This is a genomic window from Oceaniferula marina, from assembly GCF_013391475.1.
GTDB classification, from domain to species: Bacteria; Verrucomicrobiota; Verrucomicrobiia; order Verrucomicrobiales; family Akkermansiaceae; genus Oceaniferula; species Oceaniferula marina.
On the sequence record NZ_JACBAZ010000008.1, the window covers coordinates 211,337 to 236,185 of the forward strand.

14 protein-coding genes and 1 tRNA gene are annotated in these 24,849 nt (G+C 54.2%); 9 read left to right on the forward strand and 6 right to left on the reverse strand.

Annotated elements, in window-relative coordinates; all coding sequences use genetic code 11:
* Positions 1-5 precede the first annotated feature (5 nt).
* Positions 6-1,019 carry a thiamine pyrophosphate-dependent dehydrogenase E1 component subunit alpha gene (locus HW115_RS16460; protein WP_227021594.1) on the reverse strand — a complete coding sequence of 338 codons (1,014 nt, stop codon included), beginning with the start codon at positions 1,017-1,019 and terminating at the stop codon, positions 6-8.
* Positions 1,020-1,236: 217 nt separating this feature from the next.
* Between HW115_RS16460 and HW115_RS16465 the strand changes: the two genes are divergently transcribed.
* A complete protein-coding gene (locus HW115_RS16465) occupies positions 1,237-2,148 on the forward strand; it encodes a nucleotidyltransferase family protein (RefSeq protein ID WP_178934080.1) in 912 nt (303 codons plus the stop codon).
* A 59-nt stretch (positions 2,149-2,207) separates the two neighbouring features.
* Positions 2,208-3,308: a phosphotransferase enzyme family protein gene (locus tag HW115_RS16470; RefSeq protein WP_178934042.1), complete on the forward strand. Its 1,101-nt coding sequence runs from the start codon at positions 2,208-2,210 to the stop codon at positions 3,306-3,308.
* Positions 3,309-3,368: 60 nt separating this feature from the next.
* On the opposite strand, the gene HW115_RS16475 is transcribed toward HW115_RS16470, so the two are convergent.
* Entirely contained in the window at positions 3,369-3,764 is a 396-nt protein-coding gene (locus tag HW115_RS16475) for a (deoxy)nucleoside triphosphate pyrophosphohydrolase (protein ID WP_319609409.1), read from the reverse strand.
* A gap of 54 nt (positions 3,765-3,818) precedes the next feature.
* On the opposite strand from HW115_RS16475, the gene HW115_RS16480 reads away from it, so the two are divergent.
* The 3 genes from HW115_RS16480 to HW115_RS16490 all read left to right on the forward strand — a co-directional run bounded on the left by HW115_RS16480 (position 3,819) and on the right by HW115_RS16490 (position 13,742).
* Positions 3,819-4,625 (forward strand): MBL fold metallo-hydrolase, encoded by an 807-nt coding sequence (locus HW115_RS16480; RefSeq protein WP_178934043.1) that lies wholly within the window; start codon positions 3,819-3,821, stop codon positions 4,623-4,625.
* A gap of 90 nt (positions 4,626-4,715) precedes the next feature.
* Entirely contained in the window at positions 4,716-13,166 is an 8,451-nt protein-coding gene (locus HW115_RS16485; protein ID WP_178934044.1) for a tetratricopeptide repeat protein, read from the forward strand.
* 246 nt (positions 13,167-13,412) lie between these two features.
* Positions 13,413-13,742: a hypothetical protein gene (locus tag HW115_RS16490; protein ID WP_178934045.1), complete on the forward strand. Its 330-nt coding sequence runs from the start codon at positions 13,413-13,415 to the stop codon at positions 13,740-13,742.
* A 73-nt stretch (positions 13,743-13,815) separates the two neighbouring features.
* Here HW115_RS16490 and HW115_RS16495 read toward each other — a convergent pair whose 3' ends face one another.
* Entirely contained in the window at positions 13,816-15,012 is a 1,197-nt protein-coding gene (locus tag HW115_RS16495) for a transglutaminase-like domain-containing protein (RefSeq protein WP_178934046.1), read from the reverse strand.
* A 145-nt stretch (positions 15,013-15,157) separates the two neighbouring features.
* On the opposite strand from HW115_RS16495, the gene HW115_RS16500 reads away from it, so the two are divergent.
* Complete coding sequence (locus tag HW115_RS16500; protein ID WP_178934047.1) at positions 15,158-18,490, forward strand: hypothetical protein; 3,333 nt, start codon at positions 15,158-15,160, stop codon at positions 18,488-18,490.
* Between the two features lie 68 nt (positions 18,491-18,558).
* The gene (gene nagB, locus HW115_RS16505) at positions 18,559-19,311 is read left to right on the forward strand and encodes a glucosamine-6-phosphate deaminase (RefSeq protein ID WP_178934048.1); all 753 of its coding nucleotides are present in this window, start codon (positions 18,559-18,561) and stop codon (positions 19,309-19,311) included.
* Positions 19,312-19,456: 145 nt separating this feature from the next.
* Here nagB and HW115_RS16510 read toward each other — a convergent pair whose 3' ends face one another.
* Positions 19,457-22,099, reverse strand: coding sequence for an MFS transporter (locus HW115_RS16510; protein WP_227021595.1), 2,643 nt, complete (start codon positions 22,097-22,099; stop codon positions 19,457-19,459).
* Between the two features lie 41 nt (positions 22,100-22,140).
* On the opposite strand from HW115_RS16510, the gene HW115_RS16515 reads away from it, so the two are divergent.
* On the forward strand, positions 22,141-22,446 hold the full coding sequence (locus HW115_RS16515; protein WP_227021596.1) for a DUF167 domain-containing protein: 306 nt from the start codon (positions 22,141-22,143) through the stop codon (positions 22,444-22,446).
* A 101-nt stretch (positions 22,447-22,547) separates the two neighbouring features.
* Here the strand turns inward: HW115_RS16515 and HW115_RS16520 are convergent.
* Together HW115_RS16520 and HW115_RS16525 are read right to left on the reverse strand one after the other, a co-directional pair.
* Positions 22,548-22,622: transfer RNA gene (locus HW115_RS16520), tRNA-Val, on the reverse strand.
* Between the two features lie 93 nt (positions 22,623-22,715).
* Entirely contained in the window at positions 22,716-23,426 is a 711-nt protein-coding gene (locus HW115_RS16525; RefSeq protein WP_178934050.1) for a hypothetical protein, read from the reverse strand.
* A 139-nt stretch (positions 23,427-23,565) separates the two neighbouring features.
* Here HW115_RS16525 and HW115_RS16530 point away from each other — a divergent pair, with 139 nt between their 5' ends.
* Entirely contained in the window at positions 23,566-24,846 is a 1,281-nt protein-coding gene (locus tag HW115_RS16530; RefSeq protein WP_178934083.1) for a mechanosensitive ion channel family protein, read from the forward strand.
* The last annotated feature ends 3 nt before the right edge of the window (positions 24,847-24,849 follow it).

The following is a 24,849-nucleotide window of genomic DNA, read 5'->3' on the forward strand; positions in this document are numbered from 1 at the left end:
CCACTTCAGTCTTGATTGTAATACGTGGACAAATGGGTGGCATAGGCCTGCCAATCATCCTGGTAGGGGTCGGGAGAGCGCTCTTTCTGAGCCTGGGCCAGAGCCTGCTGCACCGTCTGAGCCGCTTCCTCCTGCCAAGTGTCGATTTCATCACCTCCGGCAAAGCCACCGTCCACCATCTGCTTGCGCCCTACTTCCAAACAATCGCGACCAACCCCCGACTGCTTGATTGCAGCATCCACATAAAAAGCATCATCGTGCTCACCATGACCAGTAAGCCGCAGCATTTCCGCCACCACTAACTGAGGTCCCTCACCCGCCCGGGCCCGTTCGACCGCTTCATACATCACCTCGACGCAGGCCAACATATCCGTGCCGTCGACCTGATGCCCCCGCACTCCATATCCCACAGCCTTGTCCACCAGCCTCTCACATGCAAACTGATGCACATTGGGCGTTGAATACGCATACTGGTTGTTGGCAACCGTTAACACCAGAGGAAGCTTTTCTACCGCAGCCGTATTTAATCCCTCGTGAAAGGATCCCGTCGAGGTGCAGCCGTCACCAATACAAGTGGCTCCGACCACGCCATCCAAGGTCCCCTTCAAGCGCTTGGCCAGCAGCATACCACTGACCAGCGAAATCGAAGCTCCCAGATGCGAGATCATTGCCGGCATCCCCTCTGCAGGGCGTCCCCGGTGAATATTCCCATCCCTACCGCGCATTGGGCCATCCACCGAGCCAAGGTAAGTCCGGGTGCAATCGAGTAAATCCTCACCAAAGGCCGTGCGTCCGGCCTGGTCCCGAATCAAGGGGGCAAACACGTCCCTTCCCTTTTCCAGGCAAGTCGCAAGGGAAGCGCTCACCGCTTCCTGCCCCTTACCCAGATACACACCGCCAACAATCTTACCGGCCTTGTAGAGGCTTCCCAATTTGTTCTCGAGAACACGCGCCGTAAGCATCGCCCGATAAACTGAGCGCACATGCCGGCGTCCTCCTTCGTCAGATAGTATCTCCATGCAGTTGTGATTCGGATCGGTCGTCCACATCACCACCCCCATCCAAGGATGCGAAGGCAATCTGTATGACCGGGGCCATCAAAGACAATGGAAGCGGCACTGACAATAGCATTCTTTACCAAAGGCAGCGCGGATTTTCCTCAGCATGAAAGAAACCATTGCCAAATCCCCTATTCCACGGCAAAACATCCCCGCACAACCACAGAAAATTCTTATTATGGAACCCACACTTCTTGTTCTCGCAGCCGGAATGGGCAGCCGATACGGCGGCCTGAAACAAATGGACCCCATGGGGCCCAATGGCGAAACTGTCCTCGACTACTCGGTTTACGATGCCATTCGTGCCGGATTCAAACGTGTTGTCTTCATCATCCGCGAAGATTTTGCCGACCTGTTCAAGGAACAAGTCGGAGCCAAGTTCGCTGGAAAAATCGAAGTCGACTACGTCTTCCAGAAACTCGACGACCTCCCGGTCGGATTTGCCGTCCCAGAAGGACGCGTCAAACCCTGGGGCACCATTCATGCGATCCGGGCTGCCCGGACCGCCATTTCCGGCCCCTTTGCCGTGATCAACGCCGATGACTTCTACGGATCGGACGCCTACCAACAAATTGCCAAGTACTTCGCACAGACCACAGAACAAAACGACGACAAGTCACACTACTGCATGGTCGGCTACCACATCACCAAGACCCTTTCGGATCACGGAGATGTCAACCGTGGCATCTGTTCCGCTGAAAACGGATTCCTCAAGGATGTCGAGGAAGTCACCGAAATCAAACGTGAGGACGATGGGAACATCTACGGTAACGGACTCGACGGCAACCGCCGCGAAGTTCCGGAATCAGCGATTGCTTCCATGAACTTCTGGGGATTCACCAACGAGTTCTTCACTCAGATCGAAGCACACTTCATCACCTTCCTCAAGGAACGAGGCACCGAACTCAAATCCGAGTGCTACATCCCGACACTCGTCGACGAACTCATCCGGGAAGACAGAGGCGACTGCAAAGTTCTTGAAACCACCAGTTCATGGTTCGGAGTCACCTATCCGGAAGACAAACCACACGTTGTTGAAAACATCCAACAGCTCATCGACGCCGGGGACTACCCGACACCTCTGGACTAATCGTCCAAGGTGTTCCCTAGGTGCGCCCACTCCTAAACACACAAAACATTACCACCACTATGCACGACATCAAAGAGATTGCCGGGCTGTTCGACATGCGCGCGGACTTTGTTCACGCCCACCCTTACGGCTCCGGTCATATCAACGATACCTACTGCGCTTACTACGACCAGGCAGGACAACGGATTCGCTACATCCACCAGCGCCTCAGCACCGAGGCCTTCAAAAAGCCCATCGAACTGATGGAGAACGTTGACCGGGTCACCACCCACGCACTCGACGAACTGCTCAAGGAAGGCAACCCGGAAGCCCGCCGTCGCACCCTCACCTGCATTCCATCGATGCAAGGCACCCCGCACGCCATCGATGCCGCAGGCAACTGCTGGCGCACCTACCCGTTCATCGAACGTGCCCGCACCTACGACACCATCGAGTCGGAAGCCCAAGCAACCGAAGCAGCCCGTGCATTCGGTGAGTTCCAAAAACTCGCCGCCACCCTGCCCGGTGATCCCCTACACGAAACCATCCCAGGCTTCCACAACACCAAACAACGGTTCCAGCATCTCGTCGAGGCCATCGAGGCCGACACCGAGAACCGCGCCGCCAGCGTGCAAAAGGAAATCGATTGGTACATGGCCCGTCAGGAAGAAGGCAGCAAGGTCGTCGACATGCTTGAAAGTGGTGAACTTCCGCTTCGTGTCACCCACAACGACACCAAGCTCAACAATGTCATGCTCGATGACGTAACCGGCGAAGGCATCTGCGTGATCGACCTCGACACCACCATGCCCGGATCCGCCATCTACGACTTCGGCGACATGGTGCGCACCGCCACCTCTCCGGCAGCCGAAGATGAAAAGGACGTCTCCAAGGTTGAAATGCGCATGTTCATGTTCGACGCCTTGGTTAAAGGCTACCTCGCATCCGCTGGGGAATTCCTGACCGACAACGAACGCTCACTGCTCGCCTTCTCCGGCAAACTCCTGACGATGGAATGCGGAACCCGCTTCCTGACCGATTACCTCAAAGGCGACGTCTACTTCAAAGTGCACCGTGACGGCCACAACGTCGATCGCACACGCACCCAGATCGCACTCTGCGAATCCATCGACGCCCAGATGGCGGAAATGGAAGCGCTCGTTGCCAAATACAGCGTCTAAGCGGCCAACATCACCAACTCTTCAAACATCCCCGCTGGTTCTATCCGGTGGGGATGTTTTTTATTGTCCTCCAATCCAGTGGCGCCAGATAGGAATATCCGCCTCAGCCCAATCCAAAGACGGAAAATCCCCCTCCTCGAGCCAGCGAACAGCAGCGTGTTCATGGGGCACAGGCTCAGCGCCCTCTCCCAAGCGGCAGACAAAGGGGATCAAACAAATGGCAACGTCTCCATAATCATGCTTCACCTCAGGTAATCGATCTCCGACCTCGATTTCACAGCCCAGCTCTTCCCGGATCTCTCTGCGCAAGGCATCCCGAGGATCTTCACCGGTTTCTACTTTCCCTCCGGGGAACTCCCATTTCCCGGCATGGGACTGATGCTCCGACCGCTGGCAAGCCATCACCCGTCCGTCATCATCCTGAATCACCGCACAAACCACATTGATCATGCCCATGATCTAGACTAAAGATCAGTCTAGCGACAACTCCAAACCTCTACCACAAGCGCGATGACACAGGACAAGACCAAAGCCCCTCAGATCCCCAGAGAAGACGACATCTGTGATGTCATTGGCAAGGCCATGCGCGGTCAGGGACTTACGCCGGCATCTCTGGCACAACAGGCATCCTTGCCTGAGCCCGCTGTCTCCCGTGCCCTGCAAGCCGATGGCCCGGCACTGCCCGTCCACGAGCTCAACGCCATTGCCTCAGCCCTCGGGCTCAACCCCAAGGCTCTGGCCCAGCTCAATACCTACCTCCCGGGCTGCCAAGCACCAGCCGGACTGATTACGATCACAACCCGCTTCGGCCACGCCGGCGTCAACGCCTTCATTCTGGAAAATGAGCACTCCGCTTGGGTCTTCGACACCGGAACCGACCCATCGCCCATCCTCTCCCACCTTAGCACACACCGACTGGAGCTAAAAAACCTCTACATCACACACGGGCATCACGACCACATCTCCGGGCTGCCCTCGTTTCCAGAAGATCAAACCATCCTGCCAGAGAACATCCGTCACGGAGAGTCCCGTGCACTGACACCGAACATCCGACTCACCGCACTGGAAACCAGCGGCCATTTTACGCCCTCCCGGGCCTACTTCATTGAAGGGCTCTCCGCACCGGTTTGTATTTGTGGTGACATCCTCTTTGCCGGATCGATGGGAAAAGCATCCGGGCTCAGCAGCTATCAACAGTCGCTACGGCATGCGCGTGAAAACCTCCTCAGCCTGCCCCCCGAAACTCTCCTCTGCCCGGGGCACGGCCCCCTGAGCACCATCGCTCTGGAAAAACAACACAACCCCTTCCTCGCTTAAACTTCAGCCGACGCCCCCTTTTACAAACCCTTTACACGAGCCCAACATTTATTTCTCGTATCAGCTGGCCGGCTTGCTAAAAAAGCCAGCATGAAAAGTTTCATCGCCTTCGCCGTCCTCCTTTTCACCTTCGCTCCCATTCCGTGCGTCCATGCTGAAACCGACGCCAGAAAAGCGGCCAACGCCCTGCAGGACAACAACTACGCCCTCGCAGGAAAAATCCTCAGCGGCAATCTGGAAACCCTGGCTGCAGCGGACAAGCAGTTCACCCAGGATCAACTCCTGCACCTGAAGGCAACCACCGAATTCCTTCAAAAAAATTACGAAGCAGCGGAACAATCCTGCCAGCAGCTCCAAAAGCAATTTCCAAAGAGCACATGGTTATCCAAGTCCATCTTCCTTGAAGCGGAAACCTATAGCGCTCGCAAACAGTATGAAAAAGCCATTGGCATCTACGAAAGCCAAGCCATCAAACTCTTCGCGACCGAACGTAAGGCTGGCATCGCCCGATCATTGATCCGCTTTGCCGAGTCGTTCACCCGCAAACCCGCGGCTGACAACCTCGATGCCCCCGCACCGGATTACGCCAAAGCCTACAACCTCTACAGCGAAATCCTCGACCTCAACTGCGGCCACACACTACGAGCCGAAGCCCGCTACCAAATGACCAGCATGCTCTCGCTGGCAGGTAACTATCAGGGAGCAGAAAAAGAAGCCCTCGCCTACCTCGCAGAGTTTGACCCGTCATGGAGAGGTTTGATCGGAAGCCCTGAACGGGTGACCATGAAAAAAAATGCCAACACCCTGGCGACGGGCAAACACATCGCCATGGTTCGTTACCTTCATGCCGAGGCACTGCACCGACAAAACCGACGACCCGAAGCCGATAACTATCTCTTCGAACTCCTCCAGCTGGTTGAAGAAAAACACATCGATGCGGATCAAGCATTACTCGCCGACGCCAGCTGGCTGCGTATTCACACCCTGCGCCAAAAAGGAGGCAAAGCATACGACATCAACGAATGGAAACAAACCACCGAAGCCTACCTCCAAGCCTACCCCAAACACATCCACGCAAACAAAACGGCCTTCCTTTTAGGCTCCATGCTGCAATCCCACGGCAAAAACAAACTGGCCATCACCGCCTATCAAAATTACATCGCTGATAAATACAAGACCGCCGTCACCCCCACGCCGCTCAGTCAGTCAGTGGAAACCGCCGGAGAGCTGGAGGTTCGAAAAAAATTAGCAGGACAACACCTTGAGTTGGCCCATTACGCACTCGGCTCCATCCACCTCGCGATGGAAGAATTCGAACTCGCCCGTAAAGCCTGGAACCTGACAGCTCAAACGTTCCCCAATGGAACCCAATGGGCCGCATGCCAGAAAGGCCTCGTCGAAATCGACTACGCCCAGCTGCAAAGCCAGCTGGCAATCCTGAAAAAAGAAGCTGGGGCAGCCAATGAGGTGGACTGCCACACCCAGGCGACCAAACGAGTCGAAGCCTTCATCAGCCAATATCCTCTCGACCCGAGGATTGCGGGGCTCCTGTTCTCCTGCGGCCAGATTCCATACGAACTGGCTATTCGGATCGACAAGGAGTCCCCGGAACCAGCAAACAAAAAAATCCGACAGGACACACTCTATCAGCAGGCCATCTCGTCTTGGAATATCTTGACCAGTAAATACGGAAAATCCAATGAAGCCTCCCGCGCAAAATTTCTGACGGCCAAACTCTGGGAAGAACACTTCATCGATATGGAAAAGGCGATCAGCCTCTACAAAAGCTCCAAAGCCAAAGACTTCCGCACCCGTCTGGCCGCCCTCACCAGCAAACGATTGTTAGCCAGCGCTGAAAAAACGTTCACCCTGAAAGAAACACCTCAAATCATCCTCAATACAAGGAACATCGAGAAGGTCAAAGTCCATCAGTACTGGATCGACCTCAAAGCCTACTTCCTCAAAAATGGCCACCTGGCAGATCTTACCAAACTGGATATCGACCTCATCGAACCCGATCATTCATGGGACGTCTCCATCAAAGACTATCAAAAACATCATCCGCTCACCCAGAAAATAGATATCCCCTTCCCCAAAAATAAACCCGGCGTCTGCATCATCAAAATTGAAGACGAAGACTACCACACAACCAGCCTGGTTATGCGTAGCAATATTGATATTGCCGTCCGCGTTGGCACCCGGGAGCTTATCGCTTACGCCACCAACTGGGTCAGCGGAAAACCGGCGTCCAAGGTAAAACTCTTGTTCGCCAGCGGTGAAAAAATCATCGGGACAGAGCTCACCGGTCCCGACGGCGTTTGTTATAAAACATTCGATGCCCTCGAAGATCTCAGTTCATTGCGAGTGCTGGCCATTTCCCCAGAAGGGGCGGCCACATGCTCTCAGGACCTCGACAGCACCTCCTCTCCGGCTAAACTCACCGCCAAGGCGTGGTTCCATACGGCCAGCAGTGAAAACCGCCCCGGAGAAACCGTGCACCTCTCCGGCATTGTCCGGGACGCACTCAACGGTTCCTACACCCTGCCTAAAAACAAGAAATACACCCTCAACTGCAGAACCAACCACCACTTGCCCATTTTTGAATCCTCGCTTGATTTAAACCCGCAAGGTGGTTTTGAAGCCCAATTTAAAATCCCACGACACACGCAAAGTAAAGCCGTCATCGTCACATTAACCCCCGAAAGTCCCGACGAAGCCAAGCAATCGTCCACACCCAGCCCCGAACGTTTCCAGTACCTCATCCCGATCACCCGACAGTCGGACAGTCAAGCCTCCCTGACCCTCACCTTTGACCAATCTCACCTCAAAACGGGTGATATCCTGACTGGCTCTCTCCGTGCCCGTTATCACTGGGACGCTCCCGTCAGCGACCGACGGATCCGTCTCACTTTACCATCAGGAAAACACAGCGATGTTGTCACCGATGCCCAAGGCCTCGCCACATTCAGCTACGACACCACAGGCATCGCATCCGGTTCATCACTCGTCTTTTCTGCGCAACTCATCGGCATCTCCAGCATGGGAGCAGCCAACGCCATCACAATTGACCCGCTGCAGCTCTACATCCGGGCTGAATCAGACAAAGCCATGGTCACCAGCCAGGAGCCGATCACCATCAAGGTCAACACCCACAATGCTTCCGAACAACCGGTAGGAGCCACACTCGCACTCAAACTCCTGCGAAGCACTGAAGGCAACAAGGAGAAACTCGTTCAGGAACTCCCAATCACCACCGACCCCCAATCAGGAAAAGGTAAAACCGAAATCAAGATTGCCGCTCAAGGTCGCTACATTCTCCGCATCGAAGGCTCTGACCCTCAGGGAAAACCCAGCCTGACAGAAACGATCATCCACGTGTTAGGTGATGATGCTGCATCTGAAATCACCGCCTACCACCATACCCAAAAGCTCTTCGATGACAGCCAATTCGAGTTGCGGGTCTTTTCCAAACGCCATACCGCTTGTCAAGCCCTGCTCACAGTTGAGGCCCAACACATCATTGAACATCAAATCGTCGAGCTAAAACCGGGAGCCAACCTTTTCAAGCTGGATCTCAGCCCGCAGCACGCCCCGATATTCAGGACCTCCTTGATGGTCATGCACGACCGATCATTCTTTTCCGCGGAGGACGTGGTTACGGTGAGCCGCCGGCTATTCGTCCAAACCATACTACCGGAAAAGGCGTCCTTCTCACCCGGAGAAACCATCACAGCCCAGGTCAACGTGAGTGACACCCAAGGCAAACCCGTCCCGGCTCTGTTGATGGCATCCATTGAAAAGCAGCGCCACGAAACTCAGGCCAAATCACCCGAGGGCGGCTGGTTCATCTACACCCCGTTCCAACGCTCCTCAGAGCTTCCCCAATATTCAATGGGCACCAGCTGCGGGTTCACCCACACCGGAACCCAGCAACGAATCCTCGCTGCCTATAAAGAAGAACAACAACGCATCGCCGACGGCAACAACCGAGCTCACAGAGTCACCGACCTCAGCCGTCTCGCCCAACAACACTTCCAGAGTATCGACAACATCCGTAAGCATCTCTACATGGGTGAAGGATACTACAACCTAGGCAAATACGATGAAGCAGATGAAGCATTCCGTAACGTCCTACGTGAAGATCCGTATAACAAAGATGCCCGCCGCTGGATGGAAAAAGTCGCCAGCATCAAATCGGATTACTACCGCTCCGCATACGACCAAACCCGAGCTGAGAGCCTTCAACAGGTTGATCAGGCATGGGAACTCCCCAATCAAGTTGACATCCAGGCAGGCAACCGCGCAACCGCAGGTCTTCGCTCAGGAGACTACGCCGTGACCCGGAATTCCATCGATGCCATTCTCAACAACCCAAACCGCACACAATCACTCCAACGCAATAGTATCGATTTTTATCTCAACAACCCACAACGAACCTCGACAGCAGATGCCAATGCCATCGCTCTGGCGAGGTCCCGGAATGGGTTTGCCGTCAACCCCAACCGGATCAACCAACCCGTGTTCCGCTCCCAAGGAGCTCAAAGCGGGTTCGTCGGAGGAGGCCGTATCGGAAATGGCGAGGCCCGCAACGGGGTCGACTTCATCAGCCCGGTCAATTTCACCAACATCCCCGGAATCCCGGCAAATCAGGGGGGGGCGAGGCTCAATCAAATCCCCGAGCTTCCCAATGCCGTAGGAACCAGCCCCATGGCATTAACAGGCCTCTTCAATGGCACATGGAACACCACCGAACACACAGCCGCACCCAACTGGTCCGCCCCCATCCAACTACTGGCCCAAGGAAGCTCGACGCTGAAAATCCCCCTCCCCGATCGTGCTGGAACATGGACGCTCCATGTCCTCGCTGCAGCAAAAAATGGAACCTTGGGGGTCGATCGACAGACCATCAAAACCTCTGAACCGGTCAGCCTGCGCTTTGCTTCCATCCCACAGGTCATGGGCGGTGACAAATGGATCCCCGAACTCTCACTGTTCCGCCACGGCGCCCTGCCCGCGACCAACGGCCAAGTAAAAATCAGCGTCAACCATAACGGCAAGCCTCTGGCTACTCACACCGAGGAACTCACCATCGACAAAGATGCCGACTCAGCCACCGTCCCGACAAAAAAGATCACGGTCCCAGCATCCGGCACCCTGACGCTACTCGCAGAGCTCACGCTGGAGGGCGCCGCATACCAAACCGAGATCAAGGTTCCGATCCGCCCATACGGAGCCCCGGTCGCAAATCGGCACAGCCAGACATTGAGCGCCGGAACAAGCAGCTTCGATATCGCTCTGCAAGATCAGGCAACCCCACACCACCTGACTCTGACACTCAGAAAAGACATCAACCAGTCACTCTATCAGCTCTCCACCTCGAAGCTTGAGCCCGTCTTTGGCTGGAACGTCCCGTGCCGGCAAGCCCACCCGGCGGGTCAATTCAACGCCCAGGTCGCGGTGCTGGAGTATTTGACCAAACAAAAGGCCACCTCCAGCCCACACTACCAGCAACTACTACAACGGGCAAAATGGACACTCAATGAGCTGCTCGCACTTCAGCGGGCAGATGGATCATGGACTTCGACACATGGCCGCAAACAAAGCAACCTGATCGTGACCGCCACAGCCTACGAAGCCATCCATCGCTGGAAGGCCATGGGTTTCAGCAAGGAACTTGCGACACAAACAACCGAATCCTGGCTCAAAACCCAGGCAAAAAAAATCCCAGACCCCGAAGTGGATTCCCGCTGCCTCGTGCAACAAGCGCTTTCCTTTGGCAAAGCATCTGATTTCTCCATCTGCAACCGCCTCTACCGAGACCGAGGCACCCTGGGAGACGCTGGAAAGGTGCTCCTCGCCCAGGCATTTATCAACCTCGACCGCCCGTCCTTTGCTTCGGACCTCCTCGAAAGCATGCACGATCAAGAGCAATGGGCCAGCTCGACCGATCCGATCACCCGCCATCCGGCATGGATCGCAGGGCAAGCACTCCGGGCACTCTCCAGCATTTCCAAGATCAATCCCAAACTGAAGGCTCAGGCCAAGCAACTCAAACAGCTCACCTGGCAACAAGCCGGAGCCGTGGGATACACCAATGACATCATCCGTGCCGCCGCCGTCTCCGGGCTGGCTGCATCCGTGAAAGCAACGGACGCCACCAAGGCAACGGTTGAAATCTTCGTCAATGGGAACAAAATCCTTACCCACCACACAGACGACAACACCCCATCCACCCCGATCCATATCCCGGGCAAGAAGCTGACACCTGGAAAGAACACGGTCAAAGCCGTGGTCAAGGGAAAGGGCGAACTCTACCTATCAGCCAGCCTGACAGGATTCCTCGCCGAATTCCCAAAATCCAATAACGACAACTTCGCCATCCTCGAACGGAAATACTACCGTGAAAATCTGAGTTTCCAGGGGCAGCCTATCAAAACCACGGGACAGTCACCGGCAAAAGAGGCCGAATTCCAGAACATCGTGCGTGTCGACATCCGTCTGGAAAATCAGAAAAAAGACCAGAAAGATGTCGTCTTGGTCGAGCAGCTTCCTGCCGGATTCACTTACATTCCGGGCTCTCTTCGTGGTGCCCATAGTGGGGCCCGGTTGGAAAACAACCACTTGGTCGTCACCTTCCGAGGGACATTCAAACCACGCTGGATCCGCTATGAAATGATTGCAAGCCACACAGGAACGTGGAATCAGACACCCTCGACCTTCATTCCCCTGCAATCCCCCGGACAAGCGGTGTTCGGTCCGCAAGGGTCACTCACCGTACTTGCCCGAGGCAAGGCATCCACACAACCCTATCAAACCTCTGCGGCCGAGCACGCCGAACTCGCCAAACTCCATTACAACCATGGAGAACACCAACTGGCGAAACAACACCTCGCAGCACGACGCAAGCTGAAACTTCCATCCACCGAAGATGCTGAAATCGCACGCATCACACTCTGGTTAGAATCCGCTGAACAAACACCCGATGCCAAGCGACTCGTCGAAGCCTTTGAAACACTCGACGCCAGAATGCCGGACCTCAGCATTCCCTTCGATAAAATCCTTAAAGTCGGCAAAGCATACCGACAACTCAAAGAGTTCGAACGGGGGCAGTACGTTTTTGCCGCCACGCTCGAAGCTGGTTTCGCCCAAGACACCTACGTCGGAGCAGCACTCGAAGACCAGGGACGTTTCCTCGACGCCATTGACTACCAGAAAAACATCTGGCAACTCTATCCTGACCACGGCGAGATCACCAACACGTGGTTTGCCATGGCTCAGGAACTGAACGAAAGGTCTGGCAACGCCAGAAAAGTCCAAGCCAGAATCGATAGCCCGGCAAACAGCAAGGTCAGCGAAGTCGAACTCATCTCCGAATCCCAAAAGATGCTCGACCAATTCCTCTTCCTACACCCCGAACACCCGGCAGCCGATGAAGTCTCCTACACCATGGCCAACACCCTGTTCGCCTTAAAAGACTACCGCGCCGTCGTCGCCCAGGCTCGACGCTGCCATCAACGGTATCCTGAAAGCAAACACCTCAGCAGCTTCCGCTACATGGAGGCCCTCGGGTCATTCTGGCTGCGAGACTACGATGTCGCCATCCAAGCCGCCGCTGAAGTGGCCCACGGAACCTCGCAGGATAAAAATCTGGCAACCTTCATCACTGCCCAGATTTTCCATGCCAAAGGACAACCCGATAAGGCAATGGAATGGTATGAACCCATCAAGGACCATTACCCGGACGCACGTGAATCCATCGCTTACTTTGAACAGAAAAAAGTCAAACTCGATGAAGTCAAAGTGCTCTCATCTGGAAAAAAAGCCACCATCACCATGGACTACCGCAATATCTCAACCGCTGAGTTGAAAATCTATCGTGTGGACCTCATGAAGCTCTACTTAAAACAAAAAAACCTGTCGAACATCACCAATATTGAACTCGCCGGTATTGCTCCGGAACATGAACTCAGTATCAAACTCAACCAGGGCGACATGACAGAGGATATGCAGCAACACATCACGCTCCCCATCCGCAACGACGGTGCCTACCTCATCCTCTGCCGTGGAGACTACCTCTATACGTCCGGCCTCGTCTTGATCACCCCCCTAAAAATGGAAGTCCAAGAAGAGCCTGACGCCGCGAGCTTGCGAGTCCACGTCAGGGATCGCGAATCCGGCAAGCTCCTCGACAACGTCCATGTCAAAGCCATCGGTAGTGACAACTCCCGATTCAAAACCGGGGAAACCGATCTCCGCGGTATTTGGAAAGCCGAATCCATCCAGGGAAAACCCACCGTGATCGCCCGCGACCCCAAAGGTCGTTATGCGTTCTTCCGTAGCCAGATTGATTACCAATCCAGCGAAACTGAGCAAAGCAACGATGATGCCTTCGCCGCCCCACAGAAAAAACAAAAAGTCGATTTCAAAGGCAACCTGATCCAAGGCCAGCTGGAACTCAACAAGAAGAACTACAAAAGCTACAATGAGTTCCGCCGAAGCAAAGGCAAGGGAGTCAAAGTCAACAAAGCCATGAAAAAATAAACCACCGAGCTAACAGACCACGTGCCCCCACCCTCTTCAGCCGGCGTGAGAGCACCATCCCTTGACCAAACTACCTTAGCAAAGTAGGACAGGTTTCCAACCTGTCAGCTGGCATGGCATAACTACAATTACCCCCCACCTCACACCCGGAAGCCGGCAGGATAGAATCCTGCCCTACTTTACCGCAACCTACAAACTAACAAAAACACATAGACAAACCTCCTAATAAATGTTAGATGTTCATCTATGAACCCTGCAAAAACACCCGCGACGAAACAAGCCACGCATACACAACTGAAGGCATCAGCGCTATCCAGCGAAAAGACGCCTCCTCTCGCGCCCCAATCCACGGCATCATCAGCCCCTAGACCACCAGCATGGAGACACACCTGTGCCCTCATTCATATGGAGCAAAAACTGCGTCAGACAAACGACCTCATCCTCCATCTCGAAAACGAGATCGAGTTCACCACCGACGAAGAAAACCGGGAGCGTATCGAAGCCGAACTACTCCGGGCCCTCAGTAAAAGAAACGCCGTCCGGACCGCTCTCGAAATCGCCTTGAGAAAACCCTAGCATTCCAAGCCCATACACAACTCGCGCATCAAGCACGAAGGAACAAAACAGAGGCCATCAGAAAGTTCCTCCCCTACCCCCCCAACTTGACCTCCAGCCAGGTTTTATCTTTCGGCGTGGTGACCGTTTGCCGTTGCATCGCTCCAGACACCTCATCCTTCCACATCAATTGATAGATCTGCCCTTTGCGAACCACGACCGTATAAAAACGATTCATATCGTCGCTTGGCTTAGGTGAAACGCCCTCGGCAATTTTAAGATCCCCCTGAAGCACCACCACGGGAATCGCAACCCGCTTCCCGCCCACCATCCGGTGAATGCGCAACTCGCAATCGTTTTCACCTACCGCATTTTCACCACCTAACGCCACATAGCGTTCCGTGACATTCACCGCGGGCACTTCCTTGTTTTTCATATTCCACACCATAGGAAAATGCAGCCCGGTCGACTTCCAAGAGCTTGCATAAATACTGTGGTAAAAACTCTTCGGGTTCGCCTGTGCGGCGTCAGCCAGTAACCAGCCGTGGTCCAGTCCCTTGGCATCCGGGTAATACTCGGTAAAATGCCAGGCTTTGTCGACCGGGGTCCAGACTTCCACCCAATTGTGATTCCCTCGCTTGGTGGTCCATGCTGGAATACCTGCCACCCGAGAAGGGATGCCCACCGAGCGAAAGGCATTGTTCAGCAGAATCGACAAGCCACTACAACTCGCCATCCCCTGCTCCATCGACTCATACGGGCTCTGATCCGGCTTTTTACGCTTGGTGTTGTATTCCACCTTGAGCTCCTTCAAAATGTTCCGATTCACAGCCATCAAAGCCTCCTCTTGCGTTTTCGCATCCTTCACATACTTGCTGAAGCGTTTATAAAAATCCTGCCGCCAATCGTCACGCCGTTCATTCAAACTGGCATAAGGTAACACATCGTTAAAAAACACGTCCTCAGGAACCTGCTTCGCCCAAGTGAAATTCTCGCGGGCCTTGTATGCCCAGGCCACATTGTTTAACAAATAAGCGGCATTCAGCGAGCGGGCGTCAGAATCCGGCATGTAAGCGATCAAAAAATGCATCCCCTTGCGCTGCGCCTTTGGCACCTCATCGAGAGCCTTTTCCAGCTCAGCACGGTTCTCACCCGCTTGCTCAAGCTTGGCATCCAGCTCTCTACTGTAAGCGGTTTCGACGCGTTCATCAGCAATGAGGGGCATTCCGGGTATCAACACTCCGACCATCACCGCCACACCAACAGCTGCCCCCGTCCATCTCAATCGCATTGCTCTCATCACCTGCATAGCGACACCCTCCCCCATCTTTGTGCCTCTGCCAAGCCATCATATGCTACGCAACATACATCAAATCGATCATCCCATAAAAAAAATCAATTTCCATGCTGTGTCCAAGCGTGTTAGTCATTGCAGCATGAAACGAAGATTGTTCTCTCCGCTACGCCTTCTCTCCACCACCTTCATGCTGACGGCAACGTCCTTGAATGCCGACACCTACTACAAAGTCGAAATCCAGGATCTTACCTTGGACAAGGCACAGAAGCTTCCCGAACAAGCGTTGGCTCTCGGCATTTGGGACACCAAAAGACAGCAAGCGGTCTCGGTCCGCATACCGGAATCCTCCGGTCAGGCATTCACCGCCTTTATCCAAGAGGGAGAACAACAACAACATCGCTGGCACACCCCGGAACAAAAAGAACTACAAATCGCCATCCAGCTTAAAGAGCCGAAAAAAACAAAAGGCATCATCAACCTCTGGATGAGCAACGATCAACGCCAAAAAAAACTGCAATCATACGCGTTCCAATTCGACCCGTCCACGGCCAAACCCTGCAGCAAAGAACAGTTTGAAGCCCTTCGCAGCCAACACTACCAACGCCTCGCAAATGGACACCTCCCGGGAACCGCGTGGTTCAGGCACCAAGCAGGCGCCCCTCAAAAAGAAAACGCCAACACCAGACGCAATGCTTCAGACCTCGACGATACCTTTGCCATTTTTTCCGGTGGCCGCGCGATCTCCGAAAACCTGGCCCTCGACCGCGACCTGATTCTAGCCACCTCAAAAGACAAACCTGATGTCGAAATCAAAACGATCAAAGGGGTCACCGTCAAAGCCATCGACTGGACAGACAAACTTCCCTCAGACCCGGTAAGCGTCGACCCCCTCTCCCATTACATCCCCATCGACCAGCACGCTCTCTTTGTGCCATCCATCAACGACCTCTTCAAGTTGATCGACCACATCGAACGTGACGGAGCCCCCGTCATTCAGAGCTTCACCGTCCGCAACCCCTTCCGAACCCTGCCATCACGTTACCGACGCCAAATGGGGCTCGATGTTCCAGACATGGCGGCAAAACTCCTACCCATTCAATCGGTCGCCGTTACCGGCGGGGATCCCTTTTTCCCGATGGGCAGCGATGTCGCCGTTCTGTTTGAATCGGACAAACCGGAACTCCTGTTCCAGTCACTATCGAAAACCATCGAACTCAAAGCAAAACAACATCAAGCCAAAAGCCTGAAAGCCGTCGACGTTTCTGGCAGCTCCAAGCACCTTGCCTTTGAAAACACCGATCGATCGTTCTCCTGCCACCTCCTGCTCAAAGGCACATTGGTCGCCGTGGCCAATTCCTCTGAACAAATCAAACGCCTCACCGCAGTGACCCGCGATCGTTCACTCGGAGCCAGTGAAGAGTTCCGCTTTTTCCGTCACCGCTACCCTATCGCCGCAGACGAGTCCGCCTTCGTCTACCTCTCCGACGCCACTATCCGACGCTGGTGTAGTCCGGAACTTCGCATCGGGGCATCCCGTCGCACACGCGCCGCAGCCGCCCTAGGTGAACTCAACGCCCGGGCCTTGGCAGAACAACCCATCGGCAAGGATTTTGACGGGCTACTCGGATCCTGCAAGCTTGCTGGAAGCTCCATCCACAGTGAACACTACGGCAACCTCGGTTTCATCACCCCGGTTTCCGAACTCAAACTCACATCGGCAAGCGCCACCGAAGCCCAAGCCTACGAACAATGGCGTCGCGGATACGAGTCCGGCTGGGCCCAGGTCTTCGACCCCATCGCCATTCAGCTGAAACTCAAACCCGACTCCCAAGCTCTGGATATCACGGTGCTTCCACTGAGTGTGGATAGTGATTACAACGAAATGATCGACCTCGTAGGAGAAGCCAGCCTCTCCCCCAAGGCCCGCTCAGTCCCCGCGGAATCCTTGCTCTATTTCGCCCTTGCCCTCGATAAAAACAGCGAGCTCTTCGACGAGTTCGATAAAGATCTGGTGGAAATGCTCCCAGGGCTGAAAATCAATCCACTCTCCTGGGTCGGTAACTCCGTCTCACTTCACCTCGAAGACGGATTTTTCTGGAAAGCTGTTCAGAACACCAAAATGAGCGAAAAACTGATCGGACAGTTACCTCTCGCCATCAGGGTCGAATCCACCAGTAAAATGAAACTGGCGTTGTTCCTGACCGCGATCAAGGGCATGATCGGCAGTTCCGCTCCCGATCTCGTCCGCTATGAGACTCGCAAACATGGAGGCAAATCCTATGTCGCCGTGCTAACCGATGAAGAAGAACTCAATGGCGTCCAAATCTCCCTCTATTATGCAGCCCTGCCAAGTGCATTCCTCCTATCGCTCGACGAAAACATACTACACCGAGCCATCGACCGAGAAGCTGAAACCATCGCCGAAGGCCCGGCACTCGACGCTCTGCCTCAGGCCAAACACTGCCTCTTCGAATCTAATCCGAGGTTTCTCACAGGTCTCTCAAAAATCATCGACGATACCGATCTGGAGGAAACCCGGAGAATGGAAAGCTGGCGCGCCATCCCCATTCTCAACGAATGGCACCGCCGTTTCCCCGGCCAGCAGCCAGCCCTCATCCATCAACAACGTTTTGCATCCGACCTCTACTGCCCCGGAGGTAAAGGATACCAATGGAACGCCGAAGCCATGACCATGGAGTCCGTCGCCTACGGCCACCCCGGAGCCCCTCGCAACGATGCCCCGCCACTCTCCTGGCTCACCCGCTTCAACAGCCTGCAATCGTCACTCGGATTCGAAGACGGCGGTGTGAGGATCAGGGCCAAACTTTACAATAAACAAGCACCTGAAAAAAACAAAGCACCAAAGCAAAACAAAGGAGAAGTCCTATCAACCGCCAAGGAGCTCATCAACCTCACTGAGGGTAACACTTGGCTGTATAAAAACACAATCCACAACGGTGATGAGATCAGCATAAAAAGCAGTGTGACCAGCTCGACAAACGGAACCGCGACTGTGACTCACGACCAAACTCTACCTGACGGAAGCAAACATAAATCAACAAGTAAACATCACATCGATCAAAACGGATTTCATTTACTTGAATATGCTAATCCGGCCCTAAGCCTCAAGCTTACTGAACCTGATCTGGAGCTTCCACCTACCCTTCACAAGGGAGATGTGATTTCATCGAATGCTAGCGGGAAGCAACACTATGAAGGAAAAATTTTCCCGTTTATTCAGTCATCCTCGATCAAAATCATTGGCCGGGAATCCATAACAACACCCGCAGGCACCTTCAAAGATTGCATCAAAATTGAAAAATCATCGAATCAACTGTACCTGGGTAATGTTCAAACCATCCACGCCACCAAGTGGTATTACCCTGGACTCGACTGCATCAAAACGATCTCAAGGGTCAATGGACAAGTCAGCACCACGGAGCTAGTGAAAATAATCACCCCCGAAAAATAAAAATCACCCCCTCCCTCGTGATAAATCACTATTGAAAACGCTGGCTTTCACGCTAAAAGGCATCCGCCATGAACAAGATCCCAGTCGAAACCTTTGATACCCCGGAGCTGGCAGTCGCCAAACTCGCTGCCGAAACCGCCGAACTGATCCGCAGCAACGATGCCGCAGGCAAGCCCACCGTTCTCGGACTCGCGACCGGAGCAACTCCGATCCGCTATTATCAGGAACTCATCCGCCTGCACAAAGAAGAGGGACTGTCGTTCCAGAACGTCATCACCTTCAACCTCGACGAATACGCCGGCCTGCCGCGCGAACACAAAGAAAGTTACTGGTTCTTCATGCACCACAACCTCTTTGATCACATCGACATCAAACCTGAAAACATCAATCTTCCCTCAGGCACCGTCTCCGACGCTGAGATCCCGGCACACTGCGAGGAATACGAACAGGCGATCATCGACGCCGGAGGCATCGACCAGCAAATCCTCGGCATCGGACGCACCGGTCACATCGGATTCAACGAACCGGGATCACCCAAAGACTCCCTGACACGTGCTATCACCCTCGATGAAATCACCCGCGAAGATGCCGCCCCTGCATTTGATGGCATCGACAACGTGCCCACCGCGGCCATCACCATGGGATGCGGAACCATCCTCGCAGCCAAACGCATCGTGCTCATGGCTTGGGGAGAAGGTAAGGCATCCATCGTGCAAAAAGCCGTGCAAGGACCGGTCAACGACATCGTCTCAGCATCCTACCTTCAGGAGCACGACAATGCGGTCTTCTACATCGACCAACCGGCATCCACCGAGCTCTAAACCATTCTTCCCCGGTAGGGAGGATTGGCCTCAATCCTCCGCTTATGGCCTCAACTTCCACCGGCAGCTAACGAGACCAAGCCTTCCCCCTGGTCCGAGATTCACCACCAGCGCGCAGCCCTAACAGGCTGCGTGTTTTTTTTCATCAATACTGAACGAATCCACTGTCATCAACACCAGCATCTTCTAACACCACCTTATCATCGGGCAACGACAGCCCGGCAATCTTCAGTCCGGTGTCGGATGTCCGAGCTACAAACCCGGGCAACACCCGCCCCCATGTCCCGGCGCGATGTCCGTCCTGATGATCGTTGATCCGCGTCTGAGCTTTGGGGTCCGGCAAGGCCATCGAGATCACACAACGCCCGCGAACCAGACAAGGGAACGCAAAGCGCCCACTCTGATCGCCGGCCCGCTCGCAGGCGCCCTCGGAAAAATCATAACAATTTCCCGGCAACTGCCGGTCCTGCCAAATCCTGGCCAAGCGCTCCCCCCCGAAAAAAGCACTCACCCCGTGCTCTCCGGCCAACGCCTCAATTTCCTCCCCACTCTGTGAGCCCGAGACAATCACCAGCTTGAGCCCTTGAACCAGCGGATACATCACCGCAACCAAATCCCGCACGCCACTGAACCCATCCCAATCCACCATCACAACCTCCCCGCGGGTAACCGCATTCACATCCGCCATTTGCAAGGCATTGGCCACCTGTTCCATCGTTGCCTCTCCTTGCACAGCGCAAGCCTGCTCCAGATATTGAGGGTCGGCAGCAAACAACACCTGGTAGGGCAAAGACGTCCATTGCTTCTGATCCTGCAGCAACGGGCGCGTCAACATAGCCTCGCTCCGAAGCTCCCCCATCTGCACACGCAAAGCCTCGGCCGTAGCCGCTTTGGCATCCATGGGTTCACCGATGTTCACCCTGACGCCATACTGAAGACTGTATGGTTTTTTGTAGATGAAACGGTTCCGTTCAAAGGAAAAAATAGACCCCCACAAGCCATCCATCGCCACCGGGATCACCGGACATTTTGCCCGCCGGGCAATCATCTCAAACCCGCGCATAAAGGCATTCATCGAGCCCGTCCGCGTGAGTTGTCCTTCCGGAAAAATACATACGACCTCGCCATCCCGGAGGGACTCCGAAGCCAGACGGAGTCCCTCCTTTGCCCGGGTTTTCGAAATCGGAATCGCATCGAACAATCGGACAAAGCGGCCCACGGTTGGGTGCTCAAAATACTCATCGAAAAGCACAAACCGAATCGGCCTTGGGCAGGCAACCGATAGGATAAAGGCATCAATATAACTAACATGATTCGGAGCCAACATCACGCCCCCCTGACGAGGAATCCGCTCGGCATTCATCGTCTTCACCCGGTAAACCGAGCGGAAAAGTGCCAACAAAACAAAGCGAACCAACTGCTGTGGCAAGATGCGGGCAGAATAACAACTCACCACCACCGAGACCAAAGCCAGAGCCCCAAACTGAAGCCCATAGGAAACACCGAAATGCACCATCGCAAACTGAGCCACCACCGCAACAAAACCGGCCAAACAATCCAACAAATTCAAGCCTGCCAATACCCGCCCCCGCTTCTCCGGAGGACAAACGTCCTGAAGGTAGGCATTCAATGGCACCAACAACATCGCACCACCACCACCGGCAATCGCCATCCAAATCATCAACCAGCCCCGCTCAATCGGCCCCAGAGCCAAGGCCAGAGAACCCAGCACCATCACCGCCCCTCCGACCGGAACCAAACCCAATTCGATCTTCCTTTTACAAATGAGTGAAGCAAGCACCCCTCCCAAAGCAATCCCCCCGCTCGCAGCCAACATCAGCCAGGAGTTTTCACTACCAAATCCAACACCACCACCGCCGGATAAATCCGATCCAATCTGGATCGCCGCCAAATTGATAAACCCGGCAAAACCCCAGAAAAAGGCAATACCCACACTACTCAGCCGAATCCGACGATCATGCCAGAGGTCTTTCAATTGACCAAAATGCTCAAACAAAATCCCAGCAGAAAAGGGACGTTTCCCCATCGGCTTGACCCTCTCCACACCAAAACTCAATGCCAAACTCGCCAAGGCCGCCGTCCCCACAATCATCAGCGGACCATGCGCCGCTTCCCAAATCCCATGCCCGTCTATACGTCTGGCATCATACCACCACCCGGAAATAATCTGCCCAAAACACACCGACAAAATCACCGACATCTCCAGAACCCCACTGGCAAAACCCAAGCGACTGTGTCCCACAAGCTCCTTGACGATCCCCTTCTTCGCCGGGCTCAGCAAGACCGACTCCACCGACAACAAGAAAAAACCCAACACCGCCAAGGGCAAACTCTGCATACCCACCGCGCACACAATCAAGGCAAACACAGCCAATTGCATACACAAGGTCCCACGTATCACATGCGTCTTGCTAAAACGATCCGACAACCATCCCGCAACCGGAGCAAACAGAATAAAGGGTAACACAATCAAGGCTCCCAGCACATGTGCCATGTTCTGCCCCAAAAACCCAACTTCCTGCCCCGAATCCTTCGCTGCAAACACCAACGCCCCGGCCAGGGGAATCAATAAAAATTGCGCCGCCTTGTCATTGAACGCATTCTGAGTCTGCAAGGTCAACAAACTCCAAAACGATGCCCAGTTTCGCCGTGTGGGCATTTGATCTCCTGCTGACTCACTCATCTTCGTCATGCTGCGCATAAGATCAAAAAATAGCGAGCCAATCAAATCGACTTTTTCTCCCGAATCATCGATCCTATCAATCATTCATCACAAGGCAGGAGCCAGTATAAGCGCCCTGGCCAGTGATGCACCCCACCCTCACACTCTTTTTTGCCATCATCCATGCCATCATGATCCTCCGTATTAAAGCCACCCCTAACGCCAAACAGAACGAAATCACAGGCTGGGAAGACGCCCCCATGATCGGTCCGGTGTTGCGCATCCGTATCCAGTCCCCTCCCATCGATGGCAAAGCCAATAAAGCGCTTACCTCCTTCCTGGCCGATTCGCTGAACATCCCGAAATCGAAAGTCAAACTCATCAAAGGCCACAACTCCCGCATCAAAACCTTCGAAATTCCAGACAACATCAAACTTCCGGGACAAAAATAAAACGAAGCCCCCTGAAAACAAACGCCCCCCATCAAGGGTTCTCAAACACAGGCCTACTTCGCAGACATAAAAAAGCCCCAAGCCTAGATGGATTGGGGGGATGGTGCAGGAAGAGGGATTTGAACCCCCGACCGCCTCGGTGTAAACGAGATGCTCTACCGCTGAGCTATTCCTGCGTATCTCCTGGCTTTTTGCGCTGCTCCGATAATCGGAAACGGTGCGACGCGGGGAAAAAAGCCGAAATCCCGCCGCGATGCAATGCTTTTTTATCACGATTTTCGAATCAGGCGATAAATCCCTGCAACCAAGAGTACAACCACCACGGCAAGAGCCGCAAACACCCACCACGGCAGTGGCACCGGAGCCCGCATCTGCATGTGTATCGGATGTTGCTTGGTTTCTCTCAGCTTGAACCCCCATTTGAGGGTCCTCCCCTCGTTTAATGACTGATGGGCATTAGTGGTTTCCGCGGCCTTGGGCAAGTGCACGGTATAGCGAAATTCAGACTCGCCGAGGACCGACGGTCCCATTTTTCCAAGGTATTGGTCAAAAAGCGGCTGCAGATCAACATTCCGGTCCACTCCGGCAGTCAATCCGTCCAGCGACACCTGCATTTCTCCAAGCAAGGCCTGCAAGATCTTACCCGCCTTGGTGGGTTCCTCACCATCTTCACCCGTTTCTTCCTCATCCAACAGATCATTGAGTTCCATCACATTCTCGGCATCAATTTCGATGTTGATGATTTTCTGACCCTTCTGACTCTGCACCTGGTTGGTCACCAAAGACAGGTTCGCTTTTTCTCGGACGGCCTTGTCTACGATCTCTACGAGCTTGTCCGCTTCCAAATCAGAAAGCATCATGCCCGGCACCGTGTACTGAACACGCATCTTCGCAGACCCGTCCGCATGAATAAACACCTCTTCCTCCCCATCAATGCAGCTCGCAAGCATCAACACAGCCAAAGCCAAAACAAGATTCATCAAAAATTTCATCTGAGCCGGACTCTGCACAATCCCCGAACAACTTCAATCTGGAAAATCAAGGAGGAGGGAGCTCCGCCACCGTGATCGAAGCGCATTACCCTTGCACCACGGCAGCGATTGTGGCAACTCATCCTGCATGCAAGAATGGCATAACGAACTGTCCAAACAGTTTTTCAATCTCAATCACGCAGATCTCGGCCTGATCAAGGGGCTGCTGGTCGACGCCATTTTGTTTTCCCTCGTTCTGGCTCTGGCGGCTCTGGCGTATTATCTCGTCCGCAATATTCTGGTCCGGGTCGTTAACAAGGTGGTGCACAAAACCAAGAATACCTGGGATGACGAACTGCTGCAGAGTAAACTCCTCACTTGGGTCGCCTTACTCGTCCCCACCGTGATCATTTGGAACGCCGCTCCGCTGGCGATTACCACCGAACATGCGGGCTACCCGTTTTTTGCAGACTTGGTCCAGGTCGCAGCCCGAGTCACCGTCATCATCCTGTCCTTCCTTGCAGCCAACTCCCTGCTCAATATCGTCGAACGCATCTACGAGCGGTATGAAGTTTCCCGGGAACTCCCGATCAAGAGCCTGATCCAGGTGATCCGAATCATTCTGGTCCTCGCCTCTCTGATCTTCATCATCTCCACCCTACTCAATAAATCCCCTGTCCTGATCTTCTCCGGTCTGGGGGCCATGACGGCCATCATGATGCTGATCTTCAAGGACTCCATCCTCGGGCTTGTCGCCGGAGTCCAACTTTCTGCCAACCGCATGGTTGCCCGCGGCGATTGGATCGAAATGCCCAAATTCGGAGCCGATGGAGACGTCCTCGAAGTCGCACTCACCACCGTCAAGGTGCGCAACTGGGATATGACCATCACCACCATCCCGACCTACGCACTCATCTCCGACAGCTTTAAAAACTGGCGTGGTATGAGTAACTCCGGGGTGCGCCGGATCAAGCGGGCCATCAACATCGACATGTCCACCGTAGGTTTCCTCAACGACAGCATGCTCAGCAAAATGCAGCAAATCAATCTGCTCAAACCTTACCTCGCAAAAAAACAAAAAGAGATCGATGAATGGAACACATCCCAGCCAGAGGAAGGAAAAAATAACCCAGTAAATGCACGCGCGCTCACCAACCTCGGCACCTTCCGAGCCTACTGCGAGCAATACCTGAAAAATCATCCGAAAATCGATGACCAACACACCCTACTCGTGAGACAACTCCAACCGACCGATCACGGCATCCCCATCGAGCTCTATATCTTTACCAACGACAACCGCTGGGTTCATTACGAAGGCATCCAATCCGACATCTTCGACCATCTGCTCTCGGTGCTTCCCGAGTTTGGTTTACGGGCATTTCAAAGCCCGAGCGATCATTGCTTCAAGACGGCTCTCCAGGGCCGCTAATCC